Here is a 23,159-nt window from a genome sequence, read left to right as displayed (position 1 = left end):
CCCCGCACGAGCGGGGCGTTTGCATTAGCGGTGGCAAAACTTCACTGCGACAGCTTGGTCACCTTCAATGCCGGATCGGCGGCAATGGCGGCTTCCGAGAACGGCAGCCGGTTCCAGCGCTTGGCAGAGAATTCGCGCATCTGGTCGAACGCATGCGGCGAAGCCGGATCGCTGGATTCCCCGTAGGTCAGAAGCGCATCGGCCACCGGGCCCTGATCGTCGAACGTGACGGTCTGGATGTAGCTTGTGCCGTAATACACCTGCAAGCCCTTCGGCCCGATCGGCGTGCTTTGCAGCTTGTTGAGGACACCTTCGTACTCCTCACCGCCGTGCAGGGCGATGTCGCCGCCTGGCGCATGTGCTGCCTGGACAGTGCCCAGGGGTGCGTCCAGCGCAAAACCGGCGGTACGGACGGCGCTCACGGCATCCTTCAGCGCTTTGAACACGGCCGTGCGCACGGTTGCATCGCTCATGCGCAGGTTGCGCGGTGTGTGGATCGGATCAGCGGGGTTGAAGTCGACCGCATAGACATGCGGGATGTCCTTGGCGCGCATCCAGAACTCGCGGAACAGGTGCGCAGCGCGGGCGTCGACGTTGTCCGTGAGGTTCCATTCCGCAAGGGCAGCGCAGCCGTCGCGCACAACTGTGTCGAGGTTTGCCGTGGCTTTGCAGGCGGCCAGCAGATCGTTGCGCACGAGGTGGCCGGCGAGGTTGGCGTCGCGGAAGATCATCGCCTGCAAGTTTGGCAGGTTGACCTGGTTGCCGGGCAGGCCGTCGGTCCCGTTCAGGCGACGCTCGATCTCGATGAGGCCGATGCGGGTGCGCAGGCGTTGCGGCACGTCGGTCGAACCCATCACCGGTGAGAAGCCCGTCAGTTTCTGCGCTGGGTTGCTCAACCACGAGCTGTCGTTGCTGTTGGCGACGTAATCATCGCGCTCGAGCACCGGCATGCGCGCGGGCGCCACCAGGCCCGGCACGGGCGATGTCGGGTCGACCTGCCAGTTGCACGCGCTGCGTGAGCCGTCGAGCAGCACCAATCCCACGCCCTTGAAGAGCTTGTCGGCCAGCGGAGACGGCGCGCAACGCTTGAGCGCTTCGGCCGACACATCCGGCGTGGTCGACACGTCGGCAAACAGCGCACGGCCGTTGCGGTCGGTGGCAATCGTGTTCACCCACGGAATGCCGAGATTGCTGATGGCCTGCCGGATGCCCGCCACGTCCTTGGCCTGCGCGATATGCAGCCACGTATCGATGGAGCGCGTGTTGTTGCGATTAGCGTCACGCAGCGTGTAGGCCTTCTGCGTGGTCCATGGCATGCCGCCCGCAGGCATCGACAGCACGGGGCCGTACACCGTGTTGTAGAAAGTGTGGGTGCGATGTTCGATGCGGCCATCCGGCAGCTTCACGTCAAAGGCCACCGTGCGTGTGGTCATCTTGTGCGGCTTGCCGTCGATCAGGTAGGTGGTCGGATCGCCCTCGGCGAGCTTCAGCTCGAACAGCGTGAAGCGGCGACCGGTGGAAACGGTGTGCGTCCATGCCACGTCTTTGTTGAAGCCGATGCTGACGACGGGGAACGCGGCAATCGACGCGCCCATCACATCCAGCTTGCCGGGCACGGTCAGGTGGATCTGGTAGAAGCGGTTGGTGCTCGTCCAGGGAAAGTGCGGGTTGCCGAGCAGCACACCGCGGCCGTTGTCCGTGGCGGCCTTGCCGAAGGCCCAGCCGTTGGAGCCGATCGGCATGTCGCGCAGTTGCAGGTCGCGGTCAAGTGCCGCGGTGTCGACGGCATGCGGTGCAATGACGGCCGACGCAGGCGCGCCGCCCGGCGGCTGCGCCGCGACGATGCTCGCCAGCATGGCGCCCGCGCTGGCCTGGATGGCTTTTTCTTCGCCCATCAGCATCATGTCGGCCATCGTGAGGGGGCGCACCCAGTCGGCATTGCGGCAGGCTCCCGGGCGGTTGGCGGCTGGCGTGTCTTTCAGATAGCGGTTGTAGCCCGCGATGTAGCCGCGCAGCAGCTCGCGCGCTTCAGGCGACATCCGTGCGTAGCCCGCGCGCAGGCCGGCTTCGTCAAACGCACTCTTGAAGAAGGCGTCGGCTTGCGTGTTGGGCACCGGCTTGAACGACACCACGACCGTGCCGTCCGGCCCGAACGTCTTCGAGCGCTCGCCGTTGACGGTGACGACCTGATCGGCGAGCAGGCACACGTTGTCCTGCGCATAGGCGTAGGCCATGCCGAAGCCGAGGCTGGCGTAGTCGTTGGCGCCGACGTGCGGAATGCCGAAGCGGGTGCGGCTGATTTCGGCCGAAAGGCCGGTGTCCGAAGGCGTGGTCCAGCCGCTGTCTGTGCTGGCGCAGCCGGCCAGCGCCGCAAGCGCGGCCGTGGCAAGCGTGGCGCGCGGTGCGAATCCCTGCATGAATCGCTGCATCGTGCGTTGTCTCCTGATGTCGGTGTTGTTATGGGCGGTTGCGTCTGTGCGCAGCCACCGTTGCATCGTCAATCGGGCGATTCCTATTCGGAAGAGGTATTCCCGCCAGAATTAGGGTCAATATCGCCATGCAGACGACCCTGCCGCCTATACTCGTGCATGCCAAAAATCGACCTGCTGACCTTTCCGGACGTTGCTTTTTCCATGCTGGCGACCGCCGCCGATACGCTTGGCGTGGCCAATGCGCTGGCTTCCATGCAAGGCGGCAAGCGGGCCAATGCCGCCAAGGCGCCGGTGTTCGGCTGGCGGCTCATCGCGCGGGACCCGGCGCGTTGGCAGGCCGCGGCAGAAACGCTCGCGTGCCCTTGTGACGCACTACCGGAAGACGACACGCATCTCGGTGTTGCGTTGATCGTCCCCCCGCTGCATTTCGACCACATCGGCACGCTGGAGCAGCGTCTGGCCCTGCTCGAAGTGGAGCGCGCCACCATCCGCCGTTATCTGGATGCGGGGCGGCTGGTGGCCTCGCCCTTCACAGGTGTGGCGATGCTGGCTGACGTGCTGCCCGCAGGCCAACGGCTGACGGTGACATGGCTCATCGCAGGTTGGGTGCAGGGCTACTTTCCGCATCTGAAAGCCGCGCCGGCGCAGGCCATCGTCAGCAGCGGCAACGTCATCACCGCCCGGGCGATGGAGCATGGCGTGGCGCTCATGCACCGCGTGGTCGCGCGGCTGGCTGATGCGCGGCTTGCGCGCACGCTGGGCAATACGGCGCTCGATCACCCCTCACGCGGCGAGGCCATCGGCATCTGGCTGCGCAGCAAACCGGCCATCCGAGACAGCGTCGTGCTGCGCGCGCGCCGTTACCTGCAACAGCATCTGCACGAACCGTTTGATCTGGGGAAACTCGCCACCGTCGCCTCGACCAGCGAGCGGACGCTGCTTCGGCATTTCACGAAAACGGTGGGGATGTCGCCGCTGCAATTGCTGCACCGGCTGCGCGTGGAGCGCGCGTGCCACCTGCTCGAAGTCAGCACGCTGAGCCTGACGACGATTGCCGAGCAGTGCGGCTATCAGGACATGTCCGCCTTCCGGCGGTTGATCCGGCGGCACACGGGCCGGCCACCGGGGGAACATCGGCGCGCGCATTCGGTGCGCGCCGAGCTGCGCAATTAGGCGGCTTTTTTCTTCTCGCCGATGCGGCTTTCCTTGCCGGCCAGCAGCTTGGCGATATTGGCGCGGTGGCGCGCGATCAGCAGCACCGCCATCAGCGCAACCGCCCCGGCAATCCAGTCGAAGCCGTTCATCAGCACGTAGAAGAACGGCGCAAACACCGCCGACACCAGCGCCGCCAACGACGAATAACGGAAGAACACGGCGATGATGAGCCACGTCGCCAGCGTGGCCAGCCCCAGCCACACGTTCAGCGCCAGCAGGATGCCCGCCGCCGTGGCCACGCCCTTGCCGCCCGCAAAGCGGTGGAACACCGGATACAGGTGGCCCAGGAACACGGCGATCACCACCAGCGCGATGCCGGTCTCGTCCACGCCAAAGCGCGGCGCCAGGAATAGCGCCAGCCACACCGCCAGCCAGCCCTTTGCCGCATCACCGAGCAGCGTGAGGATGGCCGCCTTCTTGTTGCCCGAGCGCAGCACGTTGGTGGCGCCGGGGTTGCCCGAGCCGTAGGTGCGAGGGTCCGCCAGACCCATCGCGCGGCTGACCACCACGGCAAACGAAATCGAGCCGATCAGGTAGGCGGCCACGGCAAAAAGGACGGTTGCGACGACTGGTGACATATGAAATGTGAGAAATCAGGCTGCGCGATTGTAGCGTGGGCGCAAGCGTGCCCCAGCCACCGTGTTCGTTTCAATCGGGGTTTGCACAATTGACGGGCTGCGCGTTCAGCAAGGTGGTCAGCACGCCGGGCACGAGGCTCACGAGAAAGCCGCGCCGCCCACCGTTGATATAGATGCGCTCCAGCTCCAGCACGCTCGCCTCCACATACACCGGCATCGCCTTGCGCACACCAAACGGCGACGTGCCGCCAACGAGGTAGCCGCTATGCCGCTGTGCGACCTCGGGCTTGCACGGTTGCACGCTCTTGCGGCCGGTCTGTCGCGCGAGGTTCTTGGTCGAGACCGAGCAATCGCCGTGCATCAGCACAATCAGCGGCTTGGCATGCTCGTCTTCCATGACCAGCGTTTTGACGACGGCGTGCTCATCCACGCCAAGCTGGCGCGAAGACTCGGTTGTGCCGCCCTTGTCGACGTAGTCGTAGGTGTGTTCGGTGAAAGCGACGCCATGTGCCTTGAGGAACTGCGTAGCGGGCGTCTCGGAAACGTGCTTGGACTTGCTCATACGGGGCAGGGAGGAACGGTCGCTATCCGCGCGGATGGTGCTGGGCGTGCAGCGTGCGCAGCCGCTCGCGCGCGACGTGGGTGTAGATCTGCGTGGTGGAAATATCCGCGTGGCCGAGCAGCATCTGCACCACGCGCAAGTCTGCGCCGTGGTTGAGCAGGTGCGTGGCAAACGCGTGCCGCAACGTGTGCGGCGACAGCGGTGCGTGAATGTCGGCGAGCAGCGCGTAGCGTTTGATGAGATACCAGAACGCCTGGCGTGTCATGCCTTCGCCGCGTGCGGTCACGAACAGCGCGTCAGCCGTGCGCTCGCCGAGCAGCGCGGTGCGGCCATCGCGCAGATAACGCCGCAGCCAGTCGCCCGCTTCGGCGCCAAACGGCACCAGACGATCCTTGCCGCCCTTGCCGCCAACCACGCGCACCACGCCCTCGTTCAGGCCGACTTCCACCGTTTTCAGCGCGACGATTTCCGACACGCGCAGCCCGCTGGCATACATCAGTTCGATCATCGCGCGATCGCGCAGGCCGAGCGGCGTGTCGACATCCGGTGCGTTGATCAGCGCCTCGACTTGCGTTTCGGAAAGCGTCTTCGGAAAACGCGGCGGCTGCTTGGCGGTGGGCAACAGGCGCGACGGATCGGTGCTCACCACGTGCTCGCGCAGTGCCCACTGGAAGAAGCGCTTGAACACGGTGCGGCGCCGGTTGGCCGACGATGCGCGGCTCTCGGCATGGCGCGCGGCAAAGTAGTCGGCCAGGTCGCCGTCTTCGGTTTCCGCGATGGATTTGCTGCGTTCGGCAAGCCAGTGCGCATAGAGCGTGAGGTCGCGCCGGTACGCATCGAGCGTATTGCGGGCGAGGCCATCCTCCAGCCACAGCGCGTCGCAAAAACGCTGGATGGCATCTGCGCTTTGCGGCGGCAGGGCCGGCGCTTCGGCGTCTTTCTGTGCAGCTTTTCTCATATCAGCATCACGCCTTCGTGGCGTAGCAGCCAGTGCTTGACGTTCAGCAGGTAGCCATCCGTGTGGTGCGAAAACCCGCCGATGCCGGACGCGCTTACCACGCGGTGGCAGGGGATGAGGATCGGGAACCAGTTGTCACCGCACGCCTGCCCGACCGCGCGCGGCACGCTGCCAATCTGTTGCGCGATGGTGCCGTAGGTGATGACGCTGCCGCACGGGATGGCGCTGATGGCCTGCCATACGCGGTGCTGGAAATCCGTGCCGGTGCGTGCGAGCGGGATGTCGAACGTCGTGCGTGGGTCGCTGTAGTACGCGTCGAGCTGACCGGCCAGCTTGGCAATCAACGCGTCCGATGAATCGACGATGGGCGTGCTGTCGGGCAGGTAAACGAGTTCACGCAGGGCGCCGCTGCCCACGCGCACGCCCAGCTTGCCGAAGGGCGCTTCGAGAACGGCGTCAAAAGGGGATGGCATGGCAGGGGCCGGCGCTGAAAAACAATCCTGCGAATCTAGCACAGGCCCCAAGGCGGGCAGCGTTACTGATCCAGCTTGATGTTCTGCTGCTTGACCAACGTGCGCATCTTGTCGAATTCGCGTTTGATCTCGGCCGTGTATTGCTGCGGCGTATTGCCGACAGGCTCGGCACCGGCACCGCGGAATCGATCGACCAGGCCCGGGTCTTTCAGCGCCTTGACCGAAGCTTCGTTGAGCTTGCGGATGATGTCGTCCGGCGTGCCGGCCGGCGCCACGAGTCCGTACCACGCCGGGTCGTTCGCATCCTTCAGGCCGACTTCAGCAAACGTAGGCACGTCCGGCAGGCTATCGATGCGCTTGTTCCAAGCCACCACGATCGGTCGCAGCTTGCCGCCCTTGATGAACTGCATGGACGAGGGCAGGTTGTCGACCATGATCGGCACCTGGTTGGCCAGCACGTCGTTCAATGCCGGCCCTGCACCGCGATACGGCACATGGACCATCTGTGTCTTGGTCAACACCTTGAACTCTTCGCCCAGCATGTGGCCGATGCCGCAAGTGCCTGATGTCGCGAACGAATATTTGCCGGGGTTCGCCGTCAGCGCCGCGACAAATTCCTTGTAGTTCTTGGCCGGAAAGGTCGGGTTGACCGCAATCACGTTGGCCACGGTAGCCAGGTTGGTGATCGGCTTGAAATCCTTGAGCGGGTCGTACGAAAGCTTCGGGTTGCACGCCGGGTTGACGGCATGCGTAGAGACCGTGGCGATGCCGATCGTGTAGCCATCCGGCACGGCCTTGGCGATGGCATCGGCGCCGATCGAACCGCCGCCGCCGCCCTTGTTTTCCACCACCACGGCCTGGCCCAGCACTTTGGCAAGCTGATCGGCCACACCTCGCCCCACGATGTCCGTGGTGCCGCCCGGCGGAAACGGAATGATCAGCTTGAGCGGCTTGGCTGGGTAGTTATCGGCCAGCGCCGGCCCGCACAACAGCGTTCCAGCGGCTGCGATCAGGCTGGCGATCAGAGATCCCTTGGTCATCGTCATCCTCCTTGTGGCTTGGTGTGCGTTCTGCGTTCTTGCGGGGAAACTGCTGAATAGCACAACTGCAAACGCCAACGACGCCGCAACCGGGGAAACCCTGAAAAGCCAATCGTCAGATTGTCAGGTCCCGAGCAGCCCGCTTTTCAGATCGCGGTCGACCGGGCTGTTGCCGATGAAGATGCTGAGCACGGCTTGGTAGAAATCTTCGCCGGGGATGGCCTTGGCGCGTGTCACGCCGTTGATGCTGATGGTGGTGCCGGCATCGGGCGCGTAGTCGAAGTTGATGGTGTCGCCGCGCTTGGTGGAGCCGATCTGGCGCATTGCGTCTTCCAACTGCGTCAGACGGTCGGCCAGCCTCAGCATTTGAATTTCTGTTTGGTTGCGGTGGATGCCGTCGTTCAGCGCGCGGATGAACGTATCGGCGCCCACATCACGCAGCGGGTGGATCTGCAGGCGCTTCGGCCCCTTCATGCCGAGGATGACCGCCGCGTTCTTCGCGCGCTCGGGCAGGTACAAGCCTGCGACATAGCCCTTGATGACAAACACTGAACGCAGGCCCGTGCCATTGAGCAGCAGTTCGCGGCCGGCCACACGTGCGGCGTCGTCGAACGGCACACCTTCGACGTTCACCGTTGCCCATGCCGGGCTCGCGCACGCGGCGCAGAGCATCGCGCCCATGACGCCGCCGCGCCACGCGCGTGCCATCCTGGATGAACGGGCACGAGCAGCCTGCAATGCGCAACGGAGATGAACAAGAGCGGAAAACATCGAAATGGGCGGTTTGAGATTAAGCCGCCATTTTCCCGATATTTTATTTGCAAACAATTGGTGTCTGCCCTGATGCGCAAGCGTTTGCGTACTAGGAGGTATAAGGCCCCGCTGGCGTGAGCGTTAAGCAGGTATTCGCGGTTTTGTGCCACGCGCGTTTTGTTGGATTTTTAAACCAATCCGCGTGACAACTTGGAAAGGCAGATTAAAGGCACATCACAGTCCTGCTGTGTTGGCGTGCCTAACCCGAGCGAGCGCTCACGTCGTCTGTGCCCGCGCCCAGGCCACGTGTTCACGCACGAGTTCCGATGCGTCATCAGCGCGTGCTTGCAAGGCGGCAATCAGTTGCGCACGCGTGGTATCCGGCAGGGGAGCGCGCAGCGCGTTACCGATCGCCACGGCTATGTTGCGCAGCCAGCGCTCGTGGCCGATGCGGCGGATCGGGCTGCCTTCCAGACGCTGGTTGAACTCGGTGTCGGTCCAGTGGAAGAGTTCAGCCAGTGTGGCCGCGTCCAATCCGTTGCGTACGTCGAAATCAGGCAGGTTGGCCGGCACGGCAAATTTGTTCCACGGGCAGATGAGCTGGCAGTCGTCGCAGCCGTACACGCGGTTGCCCATCGCCGGGCGCAGCTCGACCGGGATGCTGCCCTTGTGCTCGATGGTCAGGTACGAGATGCAACGGCGCGCGTCCACCGTGTATGGCGCGACGATGGCCTGCGTAGGGCACACGTCGATGCAGCGCGTGCAGTTGCCGCAGTGGGGCTCCACGGGCGGATCAACGGGAAACGGCAGGTCGACGAGGATTTCCCCGAGGAAGAACATCGAGCCCGCATCGCGGTCCAGCAGCAGCGTGTGTTTGCCGCGCCAGCCCATGCCGCCGTTCGTTGCCAATGCGACTTCGAGCACTGGCGCCGAATCGGTGAACACGCGGAAACCGTACGGCCCCACGGCGTCGGCAATCTTTTCTGCGAGCTTCTGCAGGCGTTGGCGCAGCACCTTGTGATAGTCGCGGCCACGTGCGTAGAGCGAGATGGTGGCGTCTTCGGGGCGGCGCAGGCGGTCCCACTCGATGGTGCGCCAGTCGCTGCCGGCCGTTCGCGGATCGGCCAGATGTGGCAGATACGGCATCCGCCCGACGATGGCGCGTACCGTTCCGGCAACAAGTTCGGCCGGGCGTGCGCGGAGCATGCCATGGTTCGCCATATAATCCATGTCACCGTGAAACCCCTGCGCAAGCCACGTCTGGAGCCCTTCTTCAGCGTGCGACAGGTCGACATCGGCGATGCGGACCGCATCGAAACCGAGTTCGGCACCCCAGGAGCGGATCTGCGCCACAAGCGCGTGCATGCCGGCCTCATCGGCTGGCAAGCGTGCATCCAGGTTCGTTTCGGATGATGACGTGGGGGTGGCGGACATGCCCAAATTGTACGCAATGCCCACCGTGCTCCCTGCTGACGCGCCTTCTGGTCTGACCCCTCCGCTCGCCGAGCGCACGCTTTCGCTTGTCGATGAAGCGGCCACGTTGGCTTTTGGCGCGGCGCTCGCGCAGGCCGTGCTGGCACTCGGTCCGCGGCCCGTGCAGGTGCAACTCTCGGGCGATCTGGGCGCGGGCAAGACGACGCTCTCGCGCGCCATCCTGCGCGGCCTCGGACACACCGGGCGCGTGCGCAGCCCCACCTATACGCTGGTCGAGCCGTACGACGTTGCCGGAACTACGGGCACGCAAAAGGTCTATCACTTCGACCTGTACCGCTTTGCCGATCCCGAAGAATGGACTGATGCCGGGTTCCGCGATTGCTTTGCTGAACCTGCGCTGTGCCTGGTCGAGTGGCCCGAGAAAGCCCAGGCGCTGCTCGGCACGCCCGATCTGCACATCGCTTTATCGGTCGACGTTGTGCACGAAACCTACGATGACGGCGTTGAGCATGCACCGCGCCTTGCACGTCTGAGCGCACGCACGCAGACCGGCCTTCAACTTCTACAGTCGTTGCAACACCTGTTCCCATGCTGATCAAGCATCTGCCGACCGACCAACCGGATGATCCCAACCTGCCGAGCCAGGCCCGCCGCCAATGGCTCACGCGCATGGCGAAGGCCGGCGCAGGCACGGTCATCCTGAGCCTGGTGGGCCCGCAGATTGCGCGCGGCGCCAACATCGTCGCCGTGCGCGTGTGGCCCGCCGAGGACTACACGCGCGTGACGATCGAATCCGACGTCGCGCTCAAGGCCACGCATCAGCTCATCAAGGACCCAGATCGCCTGATGGTCGACATCGACGGGCTGGACCTGAACCCGACGTTGCGCGAGCTGGTTGCCAAGATCGCGCCGAACGATCCGTACATCCGCCAGGTGCGCGTAGGCCAGAACCGGCCGAGCGTCGTGCGCCTGGTGTTTGACCTGAAGGAAAGCGTCAACCCGCAGGTGTTCACGCTGCTGCCGATTGCGGGCTATCGCAACCGGCTCGTGTTCGATCTGTACCCGACCAACCCGCCCGACCCGCTGATGCAGCTCGTGCAGGCCACCGAGGGCAAGCAGGAGCGTTTTGCTGCGTCAGGCGGCACGCCGATGCCGGAGCCGTCGGATGACGACGACCCCATCGCCGCGCTGGCACGCCGCAGCAGCGGTGGCAGCCCAACCAAGCCGCCGATCGAAGAGCCGCACCCCCCGGCGCTTGCCAGCCGCACGCCGCCGCGCAAGGCGCCACCCGCAGCGTCTACGAATCCTCCGTCGACGCTTGCCAACGCGCCGAACACGCCGCCACTGGAGATCATTCCCGAGCAACCCGTGCCGCGCGCGCCGTCGAACGGCCCGCGCATGCGCCGGCTGCTGACGGTCGCTATCGACCCCGGCCATGGCGGCGAAGACCCGGGCGCCACGGGCGGTGCCGGCACGCACGAGAAAGATGTGGTGCTGTCGATTGCCCGCATGCTCAAGGCCAAGATCGACGCCCAGCCCAACATGCGCGCCATGATGACGCGCGATTCCGACTACTTCGTCCCGCTGGGCGTGCGCGTGCAGAAGGCGCGCCGCGTGCAGGCGGATCTGTTCGTCTCCATTCATGCCGATGCGTTTCTTTCACCGGAGGCGCGCGGGGCATCGGTGTTCGTGCTGTCCGATCGCGGCGCTTCGAGCGCGCAGGCCAAGTGGCTCGCCAACAAGGAAAACGCGGCTGACATGATCGGCGGGGCGAATCTCGGCTCGAAAGACGCGCAGGTCACGCGCGTGCTGCTGGACTTGTCGACCACCGCGCAAATCACCGACAGCATGAAGGTCGGCAAGGCGGTGCTGGACCAGATCGGCGGCATCAACCGGCTGCACAAGGGGCAGGTCGAGCAGGCGGGGTTTGCGGTGCTCAAGGCGCCGGACATTCCATCCATCCTGGTCGAGACCGCCTTCATCTCCAATCCGGAAGAAGAAGCCAAGCTCAACGACCTGGGCCACCAGAACCAGCTTGCCGACGCCATCCTGCGCGGCATTCGGGCGTACTTCGCCAAGAATCCGCCGTTGTCGCGCAACCCGGGCGTCTGACGCATGACAACGGTTGTATTGCGCGACGGCGGGGCGTCTGACGCCAGCACCATCGCCGACATCCACACGCAAAGCTGGCAGAGCGCGTATCGCGGGCTCGGCATCCTGTCCGACGCGTATCTCGACGGTGTGGCCAACGCAGAGATGCACGCCAAGTGGCGTGAGCGCTTGACTACGCCCGCGGCCGGACAGTGCGTGTGGTGTGCCGATCTGGACGGCGAGACCATCGGTTTTCTCTGCGCTCTGCGTGAAGACGGCACGCCGTGGGGCGCGCTCGTCGACAACCTGCATTTGTTGCCGGCTTCACGTGGCCATGGCGTCGGCAAGCGCCTGATGGGCGAAGCGGCGCGCTGGGCCGCAGCTCAGGGCATCACGCAGTTGCATCTGCTGGTGTACGAGGCGAACACTGCCGCGATCGGCTTCTACGAAGCCCTGGGCGGTGTGTCGGTCAGCCGGGATTGGCTGGAGACGGCCGATGGCGGGCACGCTTGGGTGCGCACCTACCACTGGCCTGAAGCCGAACTTCCGGGTCTGATGGGCTTGCGCTGATCAAGCCGGGCGGCTGGCCGGGGCGCTGGCGCCAGTCTCCGCGCGGGCAACGCGATCTGCATACCTGCGCGCCAGCGTCGAGCACACGATCAACTGCAACTGGTGATAGATCATCAGCGGCAGCACGATGAGGCCGAGCGCGGGGTTGCCGGCAAACAGAATCTTCGCCATCGGCACCCCGTTCGCCAGGCTCTTCTTCGAGCCGCAGAACACGGCGGTGATCTCGTCGGCCAGGTTGAAGCCCGCGCGCCGCGACAGCCACGTCGTCGCACCCAGCACGACGAACAACAGTGCACCACTCATGACGGCCACCGCCACGATGGTCTCCCACGGATACTTCGACCACACGCCTGCGTGCGTCGAATCGGCAAACGAGTTGAACACGATCAGCAGGATGACCGCGCGGTCGACCTTGTTGATGATCGGCTTGTGTTTGTTGATGAAGCCGCCGAGCACCGGGCGCAGCAACTGCCCCAGCACGAACGGCAGCAGCAGTTGCTCGGCCACGCCAAGCAGCGCCTTGCCGACCGACAGGTCCGCGCCCGAGGCCTGGATCACGAAGCTCATCAGCAGCGGCGTGGCGATCATGCCGATCAGGCCCGAGATGGTCGCGTTGAAGATGGCGGCCGGCACGTTGCCCTTGGCCATGGCCGTCATCGCCACCGACGACGACACCGTGGACGGCAGCGCGCACAGATAGAACACGCCCAGCAGCAGCTCTGCCGGAATGAACGCTTTGCACACAAACAGGATGACCGCGCCGATCAGCGGAAACAGGATGAATGTGCAGCTTTGCACGAACAGATGCAGGCGCCAGTTGCGCGCGCCTTCGACGATCTTCTCGCGCGAGAGCGCCGCGCCGTGCAGGAAGAACACCAGCGATACGCCGACGATGGTGACAATGTCGAGCCGCAACGGACCGTCGCTCGCGCCAAGCGCCGGGAAGAAGAGGGCGAGCGCGACCATCACCAGCATGGCGCGAATGAACCCATCGATATGGGACAACAACGGAGACAAAAGCGGAATCTTCATGTGCATGCGCAGTCACCGTTACGTGGCGGCGCGGGTTGGATGGCGGGATAGGCGCTATTGCACAACATCCCTATCTAGAATACAAATGCATTGATCGAATCAATTCATACGCAGTCAGCATGAATGTGACCCTGCGCCAATTGCGCGTCTTTCTTGCGGTGGCACGTGCGCACAGCTTCAGTCGCGCGGGCGACACCATCGGCCTCACGCAGCCGGCCGTGAGTCGCTCGATCTCGGAGCTGGAAGGCGAACTAGGCCTGAAGCTGCTCGATCGCACCACCCGCGAAGTCGTGCTGACGGAAGTGGGGCGCTCGCTGGCGACGGCGCTTGACCGCCTCGTCGCCGACCTGGACGACACGTTGCAACAGGCGCGCCAGGTGGGCGAGCAGCGGCGCGGGCGCGTGGTGGTGGCGTCCAGCCCCACGGTGTCGACCCGATTGATGCCGGTCTACGTGGCCGAGTGCGCGGTGCGCTATCCGGATATCCGCATGATCGTGCGGGACTCCGTGCAGGTCGACACGCTGCAATTGATCCGCACAGGTGGAGCAGATTTCGGTGTGGTGGTAGAACCGCTCGATACCGAAGGCCTATGGACCGAGCCGCTGCTGATCGATCCGTTCTGCCTCGTCTGTCGCAAGGATCACCCATTCGCGCAACGCAGCAGCGTGCGCTGGAAAGATCTGCATCGCACGGCGGTCGTCCTGCTCGACCACGCTTCGGGCAGCCGCCCGCTCATCGACCGCATCTTCCTGCGCCACGGCGTTCAACCTGACGTTGCGCAGGAGATGGGCCACAGCAGCGCTGTGTTTGGCATGGTGGAAGCGGGTATCGGCGCGGGCGTGGTGCCGTCGCTGTCGTTGCCGCTGCCGTCTTCGTCGCCCTTGGTGGCGGTGCCGCTGTCGCCAAAGGAGACGCGCGCCATTGTGCTGGCGCGTCGGCAGGATCGCTCGCTCTCGCCGGCGGCCGAGGCGGCGTGGCAGATGATTCGCCGGATGGCGCTGCCAGCCACCTCGTGACCTGACCGCCGCGCTTATTTCGGCTGCATGCGGATGGCGCCATCCAGGCGGATGGTTTCGCCATTGAGCATCGGGTTCTCGACGATCGCGCGAGCGAGCTGCGCATACTCCGCCGGCTTACCGAGGCGCGGCGGGAACGGCACCATCTTGCCCAGCGCGTCCTGCACTTCCTGCGGCATGCCCAGCAGCATCGGCGTTTCGAAGATGCCCGGCGCAATCGTCATCACGCGGATGCCGTCGCGCGACAGGTCGCGTGCAATCGCCAGCGTCATCGCCACCACGCCGCCCTTGGACGCCGCGTAGGCCGCTTGGCCAATCTGCCCGTCAAACGCTGCCACCGATGCCGTGTTGATGATCACGCCGCGCTCGCCCCCCGCGTTTGGCGTGTTACCGGCCATGGCGGTTGCGGCCAGGCGGATCATGTTGAACGTGCCGATCAGATTGATGTTGATCACGCGTGCAAACTGGTCAAGCGGATGCGGCCCCGTCTTGCCCACCGTACGCGACGCCGTGGCAATGCCCGCGCAGTTCACCAGCCCGCGCAGCGTGCCCAGCGATGTGGCAGCCTCCACAACGGCTTGTCCGTCCGCTTCGGACGTGACGTCGCAGCGCACGAAACGGCCGCCCAGCTCCTGCGCCAGCGCGGTGCCAGCGGCCTCGTTCAGGTCTGCAATCACCACCTTGCCGCCGGCCTCCGCCAACGTGCGCGCCGTACCTGCGCCCAGTCCCGACGCGCCGCCGGTGACGATGAATACCTGATCGCGAATCTCCATGCCGTGTCTCCTTGGTTGTGGTTTGCGAGTTACTTGACGTTTACGTTCGCGTCAAGTTCAGCGTCATATGGTATCGCGAAGCCACTGGTGATCGCGCAAAAAAAAAGGCGCCTCGTCAGGAGGCGCCGCTTTTCGTCAGCGGGTCGGGGCGGGAAGGCGCTCAGTCTTGCAGGGCGCCGAATACGCGGGCGGTAATCTCGTCGACGTTGCCCACGCCGCTGATCTTGCGGTATTTCGGCGGCGCGACCTTCGCGGCGCCATTGCCGTTCGCCGCCCACTGCGAGTAGTAGTCCACCAGCGGACGCGTCTGGTTCTCGTACACGTCCAGGCGCTTGCGCACGGTCTCTTCCTTGTCGTCGTCGCGCTGGATCAGCGCTTCGCCGGTTTCGTCGTCCACGCCTTCGGTCTTGGGCGGGTTGTACTTGATGTGGTACGTGCGGCCCGATGCCACGTGCACCCGGCGACCGCTCATGCGCTCGATGATGGCGTCGAACGGTACGTCGATTTCCAGCACGTAGTCGATTGCCACGGCGGCATCTTTCATGGCTTCCGCTTGCGGAATGGTGCGCGGGAAGCCGTCGAACAGGTAGCCGTTCTTGCAGTCAGGTTGCTGCAGGCGGTCTTTTACGAGGCCGATGATGATGTCATCCGACACCAGGCCGCCGGCATCCATCACCTTCTTCGCTTCGATACCCAGCGGGGTACCGGCCTTGACGGCCGCGCGCAGCATGTCGCCGGTGGAAATCTGCGGAATGCCGAACTTTTCGCAGATGAATTTGGCTTGCGTACCTTTGCCGGCGCCGGGCGCGCCCAACAGAATCAACCGCATGGTGACGAGTTCCTCAAGTTTTCGAATCTTGTCGCGCTGTCAGGCTGTTTGAAGCGCGTTGGGAATCGGTCCGAGAGGGCGGATTCCCAATACGCCTGGTGATCAAGCCATGGCGACGCAATCGACGCAAACAGGCAGCCTAGCGGGCGAAGTTGACGCCAGCCTTACCGGACTCTGGGGAATCAGGCGTCCGCCGGACGGCGGCACCCATGGCTCGATTTGTCTCCCTGTCGCCGCTGTGGCGCCTGCGTGGGCGCCGTCATGCGGCTTGTCGTCCTCGCGATTATGCCATGGCGGGGCCGGGGTTTTGGCAGCCCCACGCGCAAAGTTCAGAGAAATCGCGGCTTCAGGGGCCGTCCTGGGTCAGCAGTTCGGCCCAGGCAGTGCGCACTCGGGCGAGGTCTTCGGGGGTGTCGACACCGGCCGCGGGGGCGTCATTCGTGGTCAGCACGGCAATGCGCTCACCGTGCCACATGGCGCGTAGCTGCTCCAACTGCTCGGTTTGTTCGATGGGGGCAGCGGCCAATTGCGGGAAGCGGCGCAGGAATCCGGCGCGGTACGCGTAGATGCCGATATGGCGCAGCACGGGCATGGCTGGCAGCGGGCGCTCAGCAACGGACCGCGCCATGACCGCGGGCGTCCAGGTGTCGCGCGCCCAGGGCAGCGGCGCGCGCGAGAACAACAGTGCGCGTTCAGCAGCGTCGAGCACGACCTTGACGACATTCGGATTGAACACGTCGGCCGGGTCATGGATCGGGTGGGCAGCGGTGGCGATGGCGCAGTCGGGGTGGTCGCGCAGGTGCGCAGCCACGTTGTCGATCAGCGTCGGTGCGATCAGCGGTTCGTCGCCTTGCACATTGACGACGATGGCGTCATCGGGCAGGCCCAGCACGGTGGCCACTTCGGCCAGACGGTCGGTGCCAGAGGCGTGGTCGGCGCGCGTGAGCACGGCTTCCACGTGATGCTGCATGCAGGCATCGGCGACCGACGCTGCATCGGTGGCGACCACCACGCGCGCGGCAGACGACTGATGCGCGCGTTCAGCCACGCGCACCACCATCGGCTTGCCGTCGATGTCGGCCAGCGGTTTGTTGGGCAGCCGCGTGGACGCCAGCCGCGCGGGAATGACAGCGATGAACGGCGCGTGCGACATGGCGGCGACCCTCGTATCAGGCCGGATCGACCGGCGTGCCTTCCACAGTCTGGCGCGCTTCATCGGCCAGCATGACCGGGATGCCGTCGCGGATCGGGTAGGCCAGCTTGTCGACGTGGCAGATCAGTTCGTTGTTGGTGCGGTCGTGTTGCAGCGTGCCCTTGCACAACGGGCAGACGAGGATTTCCAGCAGGCGATTGTCCATGGCGGTAGAGGCTCCGTGGCGGCCGCCCAAACGGTAGGGCGGCGCGCCGGTACAGCGGATGGGGTGGCGTTATTGTGCGCTTGCCTTGAGCGTTGCGCGATCGGCCAGGGCGCGTACGCGCTGGCAGACCTGTTCGACCAGCGCCGGGTCGACCACCGGTGTGGTCGGCACCACCCAGATGCGCGGGTCGTCGAGATGGCCGCATTTTACGGCATCCTTTTCGGTGATCAGGATGACCTCGGCGTGGCTGTCGGTGAAGGGGCTGTCGGCGAAATCGTAGTGATCGGGCAGCGGCAGCGTGCTCGGCTTGAGGCCGGCGGCCCGTAGCGAGGCGAAGAACCGCTCGGGGTTGCCGATGCCGGCCGCGGCAAGCAATTGTCCGCCTTCGATGCGTGCGAACTGGGCGAGCGGGCGGCGCAGCGCCGGGTCGGCCAGGTTGTACGCGTCCTGCAGTTCGAGGTGCATGCCAAAGACGTTCGGGCGGTCGGGCGTGGCGCGGTAGTTCGGGTCGTTGATGAGCGTGGCGTCACGGCGGCGCGCCATCGGCTCGCGCAGCGGGCCGGCGGGCAGCAGGAAGCCGTTGCCGCCCATGCGCGTGTCGAACACGATGATTTCGATATCGCGGCGCAAGCGATAGTGCTGCAGGCCGTCGTCGCAGACGATCACGTTGCAGCCCGGGTGCGAGGCCAGCAGCGTCTGCGCGCACAGCACGCGATCGGGAAAGACCCACACTGGCAGATCGGTGGCACGCGCGATCAAGAGCGGTTCATCGCCGACGTCTTCTGCGCGGGAGTGTTCGCGCACAGGGCGCGGATGCTTCAGTTGCGCACCGTAGCCGCGCGAGACGATGCCCGGCCGCAGGCCGGCTTCAGCCAGTGCCGACGCCAACGCAATCACGGCGGGCGTCTTGCCGGCCCCGCCCACCGTCACGTTGCCGATCACCACCACCGGCATCGGCAGCCGCACCGAGCGCAGCACGCCGGTGCGAAACAGCAGCCGGCGCAGCGCGCTCACCGCACCAAACAGCCAAGACAGCGGCCACATCACCCAAGCAAACCAGCCGCGTTGCTGCCATTGGCGGGTGACGAAGCTGGCGAGGCGGTGCTGGGCGACGGGCATGCGGTGTGATTGTGGTTTAGAGACGGTCTCTCAGCGGGCGTTGCCGGTTTGCGTGGCGAAGGTCAGGTGCGACAGACCGGCCACCCGCGCGGCTTCCATGACATTCACCACCGCCTGGTGCGCGGCTTGCGCATCGGCGTTGACGATGACGATGGGCTCCGGGCCCCCGGTCTTGCCCGCGGCATTGCGCAGGGCGTCGGCCAGGCTGGTGACGTCGCGCGTGTCGAGCACTTGCTTGTCGACAGAGTAGACGCCGTTGGCCGTGACGGACACAACGATCTGGCCCGGGCGCTCGGTGGCTTTTTCAGCCTCGGCGGTAGGCAGGTTGACCTTGAGTTCGGTGTAGCGGGAATACGTGGTCGTGATCATCAGGAAAATGAGGATCACGAGCAGCACGTCGATCAGCGGGATCAGGTTGATCTCCGGCTCTTCGCGGGCACGGCGCGGGCGGAAGCGCATGGCTGTTTCCAGTAGGGCGTTGCCCGGATCAACCGCGCCGCGGCGGCAGGATCGCGTCAAGGTACGTGGTCGAGAGATGCTCCAGCTCGACCACGTAGTTATCCACCACGCCACGGAAGTAGCGCCAGAAGATCAGTGTCGGGATGGCCACCACGAGGCCCAGCGCGGTGTTGTACAGCGCGACCGAGATGCCGTGCGCCAGCGCCTGCGGGTTCGTGCCCGCGGCGGTCTGGCTGCCGAAGATCTCGATCATGCCGACCACCGTGCCGAACAGGCCCATCAGGGGCGCCACCGAGGCAATCGTGCCGAGCGCGTTCAGATAGCGCTCCAGGCGGTGGGCAACATTCTGGCCGGCTTCTTCCACCACTTCCTTGGCGGCATCGCGCGTGGTGTTCGGATGCAGCACCACGTGGCGCAGCGCTGCGGCCAGCAGCCGGCCCAGCGGCGAGCCCTGTTCCAGCGTGTTCACCACTTCTGGCGTGGCACGGCGCTGATGCGCGACGGCCAGCGCCTCGTCATACACCTTGGGCGGAATGATCTTCTTGCGTTGCAGGGCGACGAAGCGTTCGATGATGAGCGCGAGCGCGAGCACCGAGGCGATCAACAGCGGCCAGATCGGCCAGCCGGCGGCTTGAATGATGGAAAACACTGGACAACCCGTTTTGTCGTTGTAGAAGGAGTGTGATTCTGTTCTGGTTTGCTGCTTATGCCGTCCGCGTCCCCGAACGCTGTCCGTTGCGGCAAAAACAGGCAGCACTCTAGCGCGTCGGACCTGCCACGGCAACACGATGGCGCAGCATCGCGACAGGCGCAGACGATGGTCAACGCGCTGTCACGAAAGATGCTGACCGCACAATCCACAGCCGCGCGGGACAGTCTTGTGGACGGGTTGTGGACATTGCCCGAACAAGCAAACTAAGTGCTTGATGCGAAAGGGAGTTCGGTGTCGTGCTTAAAAAATGTGCAAGCGGCAATTCGGTGGCCACTCCGTGAGCAAACGCCCACGGACCCGGTAAAACGGCGAGTAATCCACATCGCTGCGGGACAGTTGTGTGGATGGGTTGTGGACATTGCCTCAACAAGCACGCTAAGTGCTTGATCTGAAAGGAAGTCCAATGGTGTGCTTAAAAATGAGGCAGCCAGGGTTTTGGCGCGGATTTGGAGAAGAACGAGGCTGTGCCTCGAAAAAGCGCAAGGAAATCCACACCGGCGCGGGACAGTCCTGTGGACGGGTTGTGGACATTGCCCGGACAAGCACCTTAAGTGACTGATTCAAAAGGGCGTTCGGTGGGGCGCCTAAAAATTGTGCAGCGGGCATTCGCGCGAAAAAATGGGGATACCCGCCGCGAACGTGTGAGAATCGACGGCCGATTTATCCACTGCCCAGGCGTCACATCGTGGTTTTCCAGCGCCGCTGTGGATAACTTTGTGAACATCCTTGGGGCGCCGCCGCTAAATGCTTGACGCAGAACGAAATTACTTGCGCTGCTGAAATTTTGACATGGGTGGATTTTTCATAAGAATCAACAGGTTGCGTCAAAATGCAGAGAGCGAGTCACCCGCCCGCTGTCAAGCTTGACAAGGAAGTTATGCTGTGGACAGGTAGCCCACCCAGCGTCGGTTGCCTCCCCTATTCAAGGTAGAAGTCTCCCCGAAGCCTCATCGTTTTGCGCTCCCTGCACCACTTATGACCCCTCCGCCGTCTTCCCGCCGCCCATTCTGGATGGATGCCACCGCACCCACGCCCGCATCCACACCTGAGATGGCGGCCGCACCAGTCGCTGCGTCTGCACCGACTCGGGGCTCGCAGGATGTGCTGACCGTCAGCGACGTCAACCGCCGTATTGCGGGGCTGCTTGAACGCAACTTTCCGCTGGGATGGGTGCGCGGTGAGATTTCGAACTTCACGCGCGCGGCCAGCGGCCATTGGTATTTTTCGCTCAAGGACGCAGGCGCGCAGATCCGCTGCGTGATGTTCAAGGGCCGCAACCAGTACGCCGATTTCACCCCGCGCGAAGGCGAGGCCGTCGAGGTGCGCGCGCTGGTCACGCTGTACGAAGCGCGCGGCGAGCTGCAATTGAGCGTCGAAGCCATCCGTCGGGCCGGCTTGGGCAATCTGTACGAGGCTTTCCTGCGGCTGAAGGCCGCGCTGGAGGCGCAAGGCTTGTTCGATGCCGGCCGCAAACGGCCCCTGCCGCGGCATCCGCGTGCGATTGGCGTGGTGACGTCGCTGCAGGCGGCGGCCTTGCGCGACGTGCTGACCACGCTGCGCCGGCGCGCGCCGCACGTGCAGGTGGTGGTGTATCCCGTGCCGGTGCAGGGCGCCGGGGCGTCAGAGCGCATCGCGGCCATGCTGGAACGGGTCAATGCCCGGGCAGAGGTCGACGTTGTCATCTTGTGCCGGGGCGGCGGCAGCATTGAAGATCTTTGGGCCTTCAACGAAGAGCCGGTGGCACGCGCCGTGGCCGCATCGAAAATTCCCATTGTGGCGGGCGTTGGGCATGAGACGGATGTGACCATCGTCGACTTTGTGGCCGACGTGCGGGCGCCCACGCCGACTGCGGCCGCCGAACTCGTCAGCCCCGATCGCGCTCGCATGCTGCGCGATGTGGGCCGCGACTGGGATGCGCTGTCCGCACAGTTCCGCCGGCAACTCGATCGCCGCGCGCAGACTGTCGATTGGCTCGCGCGCCGCCTGCGCAGCCCGCAGGCGCAGATGCGCGAACGCCGCACGCAGCTCGCTCATCTCGAAGGCCGCCTGCGCTTCGCCCTGACAGGCCGCGTGCAGCGCGCGGAACACCAGCAGCGTCTGCTGACGATGCGCCTGGCCGCAGCCCGCCCCGACGCCACGCGAGAGCGCACGCGCCTGCAGCAAGCCGAAGCGACGCTGGCACGCGTCATGCGAGACAGGCTGGCTCGCGCGCAGGAGCGCCTGGCACGTCAGCACAGCGGGCTGGAACTGCTGGCGCCGCAGCGCACGCTGGAGCGCGGTTATGCGGTGCTGCTCGATGCCAAAGGCCATGCCATCCGTGATCCGAACGCCCTGCATGCCCGGGCACGTATCGAGGCGCGGCTGGCGCACGGTACGGCCGACATCGAAATCGCCCGCGTGCAACCGAAGCTCGAACTGTGACCAGCGCATGACCTTATCGCGGCAACGATCGCGATTCCGCACGCGTTTAGCGGGTATTCCCACTATTTGGCATGCGGTTTGCGCCGGTTTTGCAAGTCTCCTACAATCGTCGCTCCCAACCTGTACAACCCACAGAAGGCAAGAACAATGGAACACACGCTCCCCCCGCTGCCGTACGCCCAAGACGCTCTGGCGCCGCACATCTCCAAGGAAACGCTGGAGTTCCACTACGGCAAGCACCACCAGACCTACGTCACGAATCTGAACAACCTGATCAAGGGCACCGAGTTCGAGAACCTGAGCCTCGAAGACATCGTCAAGAAGTCCTCGGGCGGTGTGTTCAACAACGCCGCACAGGTCTGGAACCACACGTTCTACTGGAACGGCCTGAAGCCGCAAGGCGGCGGCGCTCCGACCGGCGCGCTGGCTGACGCCATCACCGCCAAGTGGGGCAGCTTCGACAAGTTCAAGGAAGAGTTCACGAAGACGGCCATCGGCACCTTCGGTTCGGGCTGGGCCTGGCTGGTGAAGAAGGCCGACGGCTCGCTGGATCTGGTGTCGACCTCGAACGCCGCCACGCCGCTGACGACCGACGCCAAGCCGCTGCTGACCTGCGACGTGTGGGAACACGCCTACTACATCGACTACCGCAACGCCCGTCCGAAGTACGTCGAGGCGTTCTGGAACCTGGTCAACTGGGACTTCGTTGCCAAGAACTTCGCCTAAGGCGAATCGCTGTAGCGTGACAAATTAGTTCGGAAAATGGCGTAATAGTTTGGAAAATTCGAACGTGTTGTGGCGCTAAAGTCCGGAAAGCGCAATTAGATCAAGGCCCTCTGCTTGCAGAGGGCCTTTTCTTTTGATCGTGAGATTCGGATTCTTCCACTCGAGTAAGGTGGCTGGAGCGAGAAGATCGACAGCCTACTAAGTTTATTGTCTCACCTAAGCCGGCTGATTGGGGTGCTGCTTAAATATGAAAAATAATATAAAAAAATCATTGTCATAAGCCAGTACAGGAAATCAAACAAATTCTGGACGTAATAATTCCAAAAGAGTATGTTTTTCGTTGGCTGTGATTTAACGAATTGCTGGCTCGCCAGATCAGACTCGCTTTTCCAACGTAAGAAATCCTGGGCAGCCCGCCACGTCGGCCCCAGCGGCTGTAGGCTGCTACGGCAGCCGATTTGCTCTTTTGCGTTGCTGGGCGAATCGCCGAGGATGCCTCCAAACCTATTTCAGGTTGAAGGCCTGCCTATTCCACTTCGATGCAGGAGGTTTTGATGTAAAAAAAAGCCAATCTCGGAGGACTGGCTTTCTTTCTTGGCTCTTGAGCA

23 protein-coding genes are annotated in these 23,159 nt (G+C 64.4%); 7 read left to right on the top strand and 16 right to left on the bottom strand.

The window, feature by feature from the left end:
- Nucleotides 1–41: 41 nt before the first annotated feature.
- Complete coding sequence (locus tag ACTJK6_RS15705; protein WP_440839521.1) at nt 42–2,429, bottom strand: acylase; 2,388 nt, start codon at nt 2,427–2,429, stop codon at nt 42–44.
- Between the two features lie 159 nt (nt 2,430–2,588).
- Here ACTJK6_RS15705 and ACTJK6_RS15700 point away from each other — a divergent pair, with 159 nt between their 5' ends.
- Nucleotides 2,589–3,605 (top strand): GlxA family transcriptional regulator, encoded by a 1,017-nt coding sequence (locus ACTJK6_RS15700; RefSeq protein ID WP_440817078.1) that lies wholly within the window; start codon nt 2,589–2,591, stop codon nt 3,603–3,605.
- Here ACTJK6_RS15700 and plsY read toward each other — a convergent pair.
- The 7 genes from plsY to queG all read right to left on the bottom strand — a co-directional run bounded on the left by plsY (nt 3,602) and on the right by queG (nt 9,445).
- Complete coding sequence (plsY, locus tag ACTJK6_RS15695) at nt 3,602–4,225, bottom strand: glycerol-3-phosphate 1-O-acyltransferase PlsY (RefSeq protein WP_232040875.1); 624 nt, start codon at nt 4,223–4,225, stop codon at nt 3,602–3,604. The genes ACTJK6_RS15700 and plsY overlap by 4 nt on opposite strands.
- A 70-nt stretch (nt 4,226–4,295) precedes the next feature.
- Entirely contained in the window at nt 4,296–4,787 is a 492-nt protein-coding gene (gene ybaK, locus ACTJK6_RS15690; protein WP_440817080.1) for a Cys-tRNA(Pro) deacylase, read from the bottom strand.
- A 22-nt stretch (nt 4,788–4,809) separates the two neighbouring features.
- The gene (gene xerD, locus ACTJK6_RS15685) at nt 4,810–5,745 is read right to left on the bottom strand and encodes a site-specific tyrosine recombinase XerD (protein ID WP_232040873.1); all 936 of its coding nucleotides are present in this window, start codon (nt 5,743–5,745) and stop codon (nt 4,810–4,812) included.
- Nucleotides 5,742–6,218: a methylated-DNA--[protein]-cysteine S-methyltransferase gene (locus tag ACTJK6_RS15680; RefSeq protein ID WP_440817082.1), complete on the bottom strand. Its 477-nt coding sequence runs from the start codon at nt 6,216–6,218 to the stop codon at nt 5,742–5,744. Before ACTJK6_RS15680 ends, xerD begins: the two co-directional genes overlap by 4 nt.
- A 62-nt stretch (nt 6,219–6,280) precedes the next feature.
- Complete coding sequence (locus ACTJK6_RS15675; protein ID WP_232040871.1) at nt 6,281–7,258, bottom strand: tripartite tricarboxylate transporter substrate binding protein BugE; 978 nt, start codon at nt 7,256–7,258, stop codon at nt 6,281–6,283.
- A 123-nt stretch (nt 7,259–7,381) separates the two neighbouring features.
- Nucleotides 7,382–8,029 carry a chalcone isomerase family protein gene (locus ACTJK6_RS15670; RefSeq protein WP_440817085.1) on the bottom strand — a complete coding sequence of 216 codons (648 nt, stop codon included), beginning with the start codon at nt 8,027–8,029 and terminating at the stop codon, nt 7,382–7,384.
- Between the two features lie 258 nt (nt 8,030–8,287).
- The gene (gene queG, locus ACTJK6_RS15665) at nt 8,288–9,445 is read right to left on the bottom strand and encodes a tRNA epoxyqueuosine(34) reductase QueG (protein ID WP_440839520.1); all 1,158 of its coding nucleotides are present in this window, start codon (nt 9,443–9,445) and stop codon (nt 8,288–8,290) included.
- Nucleotides 9,446–9,461: 16 nt separating this feature from the next.
- Between queG and tsaE the strand changes: the two genes are divergently transcribed.
- From tsaE to ACTJK6_RS15650, 3 genes are read left to right on the top strand one after another with little or no spacing between them, the layout of a single operon-like run.
- Nucleotides 9,462–10,040: a tRNA (adenosine(37)-N6)-threonylcarbamoyltransferase complex ATPase subunit type 1 TsaE gene (gene tsaE, locus ACTJK6_RS15660; protein WP_316870220.1), complete on the top strand. Its 579-nt coding sequence runs from the start codon at nt 9,462–9,464 to the stop codon at nt 10,038–10,040.
- A complete protein-coding gene (locus tag ACTJK6_RS15655; protein ID WP_440839519.1) occupies nt 10,034–11,557 on the top strand; it encodes an N-acetylmuramoyl-L-alanine amidase in 1,524 nt (507 codons plus the stop codon). The genes tsaE and ACTJK6_RS15655 overlap by 7 nt, the downstream gene beginning before the upstream one ends.
- 3 nt (nt 11,558–11,560) lie before the next feature.
- Nucleotides 11,561–12,106 (top strand): N-acetyltransferase family protein, encoded by a 546-nt coding sequence (locus ACTJK6_RS15650; RefSeq protein WP_440839518.1) that lies wholly within the window; start codon nt 11,561–11,563, stop codon nt 12,104–12,106.
- Here ACTJK6_RS15650 and ACTJK6_RS15645 read toward each other — a convergent pair whose 3' ends face one another.
- Entirely contained in the window at nt 12,107–13,138 is a 1,032-nt protein-coding gene (locus ACTJK6_RS15645; RefSeq protein WP_260802073.1) for a bile acid:sodium symporter family protein, read from the bottom strand.
- Nucleotides 13,139–13,257: 119 nt separating this feature from the next.
- Here ACTJK6_RS15645 and ACTJK6_RS15640 point away from each other — a divergent pair, with 119 nt between their 5' ends.
- Nucleotides 13,258–14,154 carry a LysR family transcriptional regulator gene (locus tag ACTJK6_RS15640; protein WP_232040865.1) on the top strand — a complete coding sequence of 299 codons (897 nt, stop codon included), beginning with the start codon at nt 13,258–13,260 and terminating at the stop codon, nt 14,152–14,154.
- 14 nt (nt 14,155–14,168) lie between these two features.
- On the opposite strand, the gene ACTJK6_RS15635 is transcribed toward ACTJK6_RS15640, so the two are convergent.
- From ACTJK6_RS15635 to ACTJK6_RS15605, 7 genes are all read right to left on the bottom strand, one after another.
- Nucleotides 14,169–14,927 carry a 3-hydroxyacyl-CoA dehydrogenase gene (locus ACTJK6_RS15635; RefSeq protein ID WP_260771420.1) on the bottom strand — a complete coding sequence of 253 codons (759 nt, stop codon included), beginning with the start codon at nt 14,925–14,927 and terminating at the stop codon, nt 14,169–14,171.
- 160 nt (nt 14,928–15,087) lie between these two features.
- Nucleotides 15,088–15,756 carry an adenylate kinase gene (gene adk / locus ACTJK6_RS15630; RefSeq protein ID WP_024974894.1) on the bottom strand — a complete coding sequence of 223 codons (669 nt, stop codon included), beginning with the start codon at nt 15,754–15,756 and terminating at the stop codon, nt 15,088–15,090.
- A 346-nt stretch (nt 15,757–16,102) separates the two neighbouring features.
- Entirely contained in the window at nt 16,103–16,909 is an 807-nt protein-coding gene (gene kdsB / locus ACTJK6_RS15625) for a 3-deoxy-manno-octulosonate cytidylyltransferase (protein WP_232040862.1), read from the bottom strand.
- Between the two features lie 16 nt (nt 16,910–16,925).
- Complete coding sequence (locus ACTJK6_RS15620; protein ID WP_316878690.1) at nt 16,926–17,114, bottom strand: Trm112 family protein; 189 nt, start codon at nt 17,112–17,114, stop codon at nt 16,926–16,928.
- 69 nt (nt 17,115–17,183) lie between these two features.
- Nucleotides 17,184–18,233: a tetraacyldisaccharide 4'-kinase gene (gene lpxK, locus ACTJK6_RS15615; protein WP_316878691.1), complete on the bottom strand. Its 1,050-nt coding sequence runs from the start codon at nt 18,231–18,233 to the stop codon at nt 17,184–17,186.
- A 30-nt stretch (nt 18,234–18,263) separates the two neighbouring features.
- Complete coding sequence (locus ACTJK6_RS15610; protein ID WP_232040860.1) at nt 18,264–18,692, bottom strand: ExbD/TolR family protein; 429 nt, start codon at nt 18,690–18,692, stop codon at nt 18,264–18,266.
- Nucleotides 18,693–18,720: 28 nt separating this feature from the next.
- Nucleotides 18,721–19,341 (bottom strand): MotA/TolQ/ExbB proton channel family protein, encoded by a 621-nt coding sequence (locus tag ACTJK6_RS15605; RefSeq protein ID WP_045202714.1) that lies wholly within the window; start codon nt 19,339–19,341, stop codon nt 18,721–18,723.
- Between the two features lie 1,074 nt (nt 19,342–20,415).
- On the opposite strand from ACTJK6_RS15605, the gene xseA reads away from it, so the two are divergent.
- Together xseA and sodB are read left to right on the top strand one after the other, a co-directional pair.
- Entirely contained in the window at nt 20,416–21,825 is a 1,410-nt protein-coding gene (gene xseA, locus ACTJK6_RS15600) for an exodeoxyribonuclease VII large subunit (RefSeq protein ID WP_440839517.1), read from the top strand.
- 147 nt (nt 21,826–21,972) lie between these two features.
- Complete coding sequence (gene sodB, locus ACTJK6_RS15595) at nt 21,973–22,551, top strand: superoxide dismutase [Fe] (protein WP_433865149.1); 579 nt, start codon at nt 21,973–21,975, stop codon at nt 22,549–22,551.
- Nucleotides 22,552–23,159 lie beyond the last annotated feature (608 nt).

The organism is Ralstonia sp. 22086, from assembly GCF_052045975.1.
Taxonomy (GTDB): Bacteria; Pseudomonadota; Gammaproteobacteria; order Burkholderiales; family Burkholderiaceae; genus Ralstonia; species Ralstonia wenshanensis.
The sequence above is the reverse complement of the archived record's forward strand: the minus strand, read 5'-3'. Positions and strand labels throughout refer to the sequence as shown.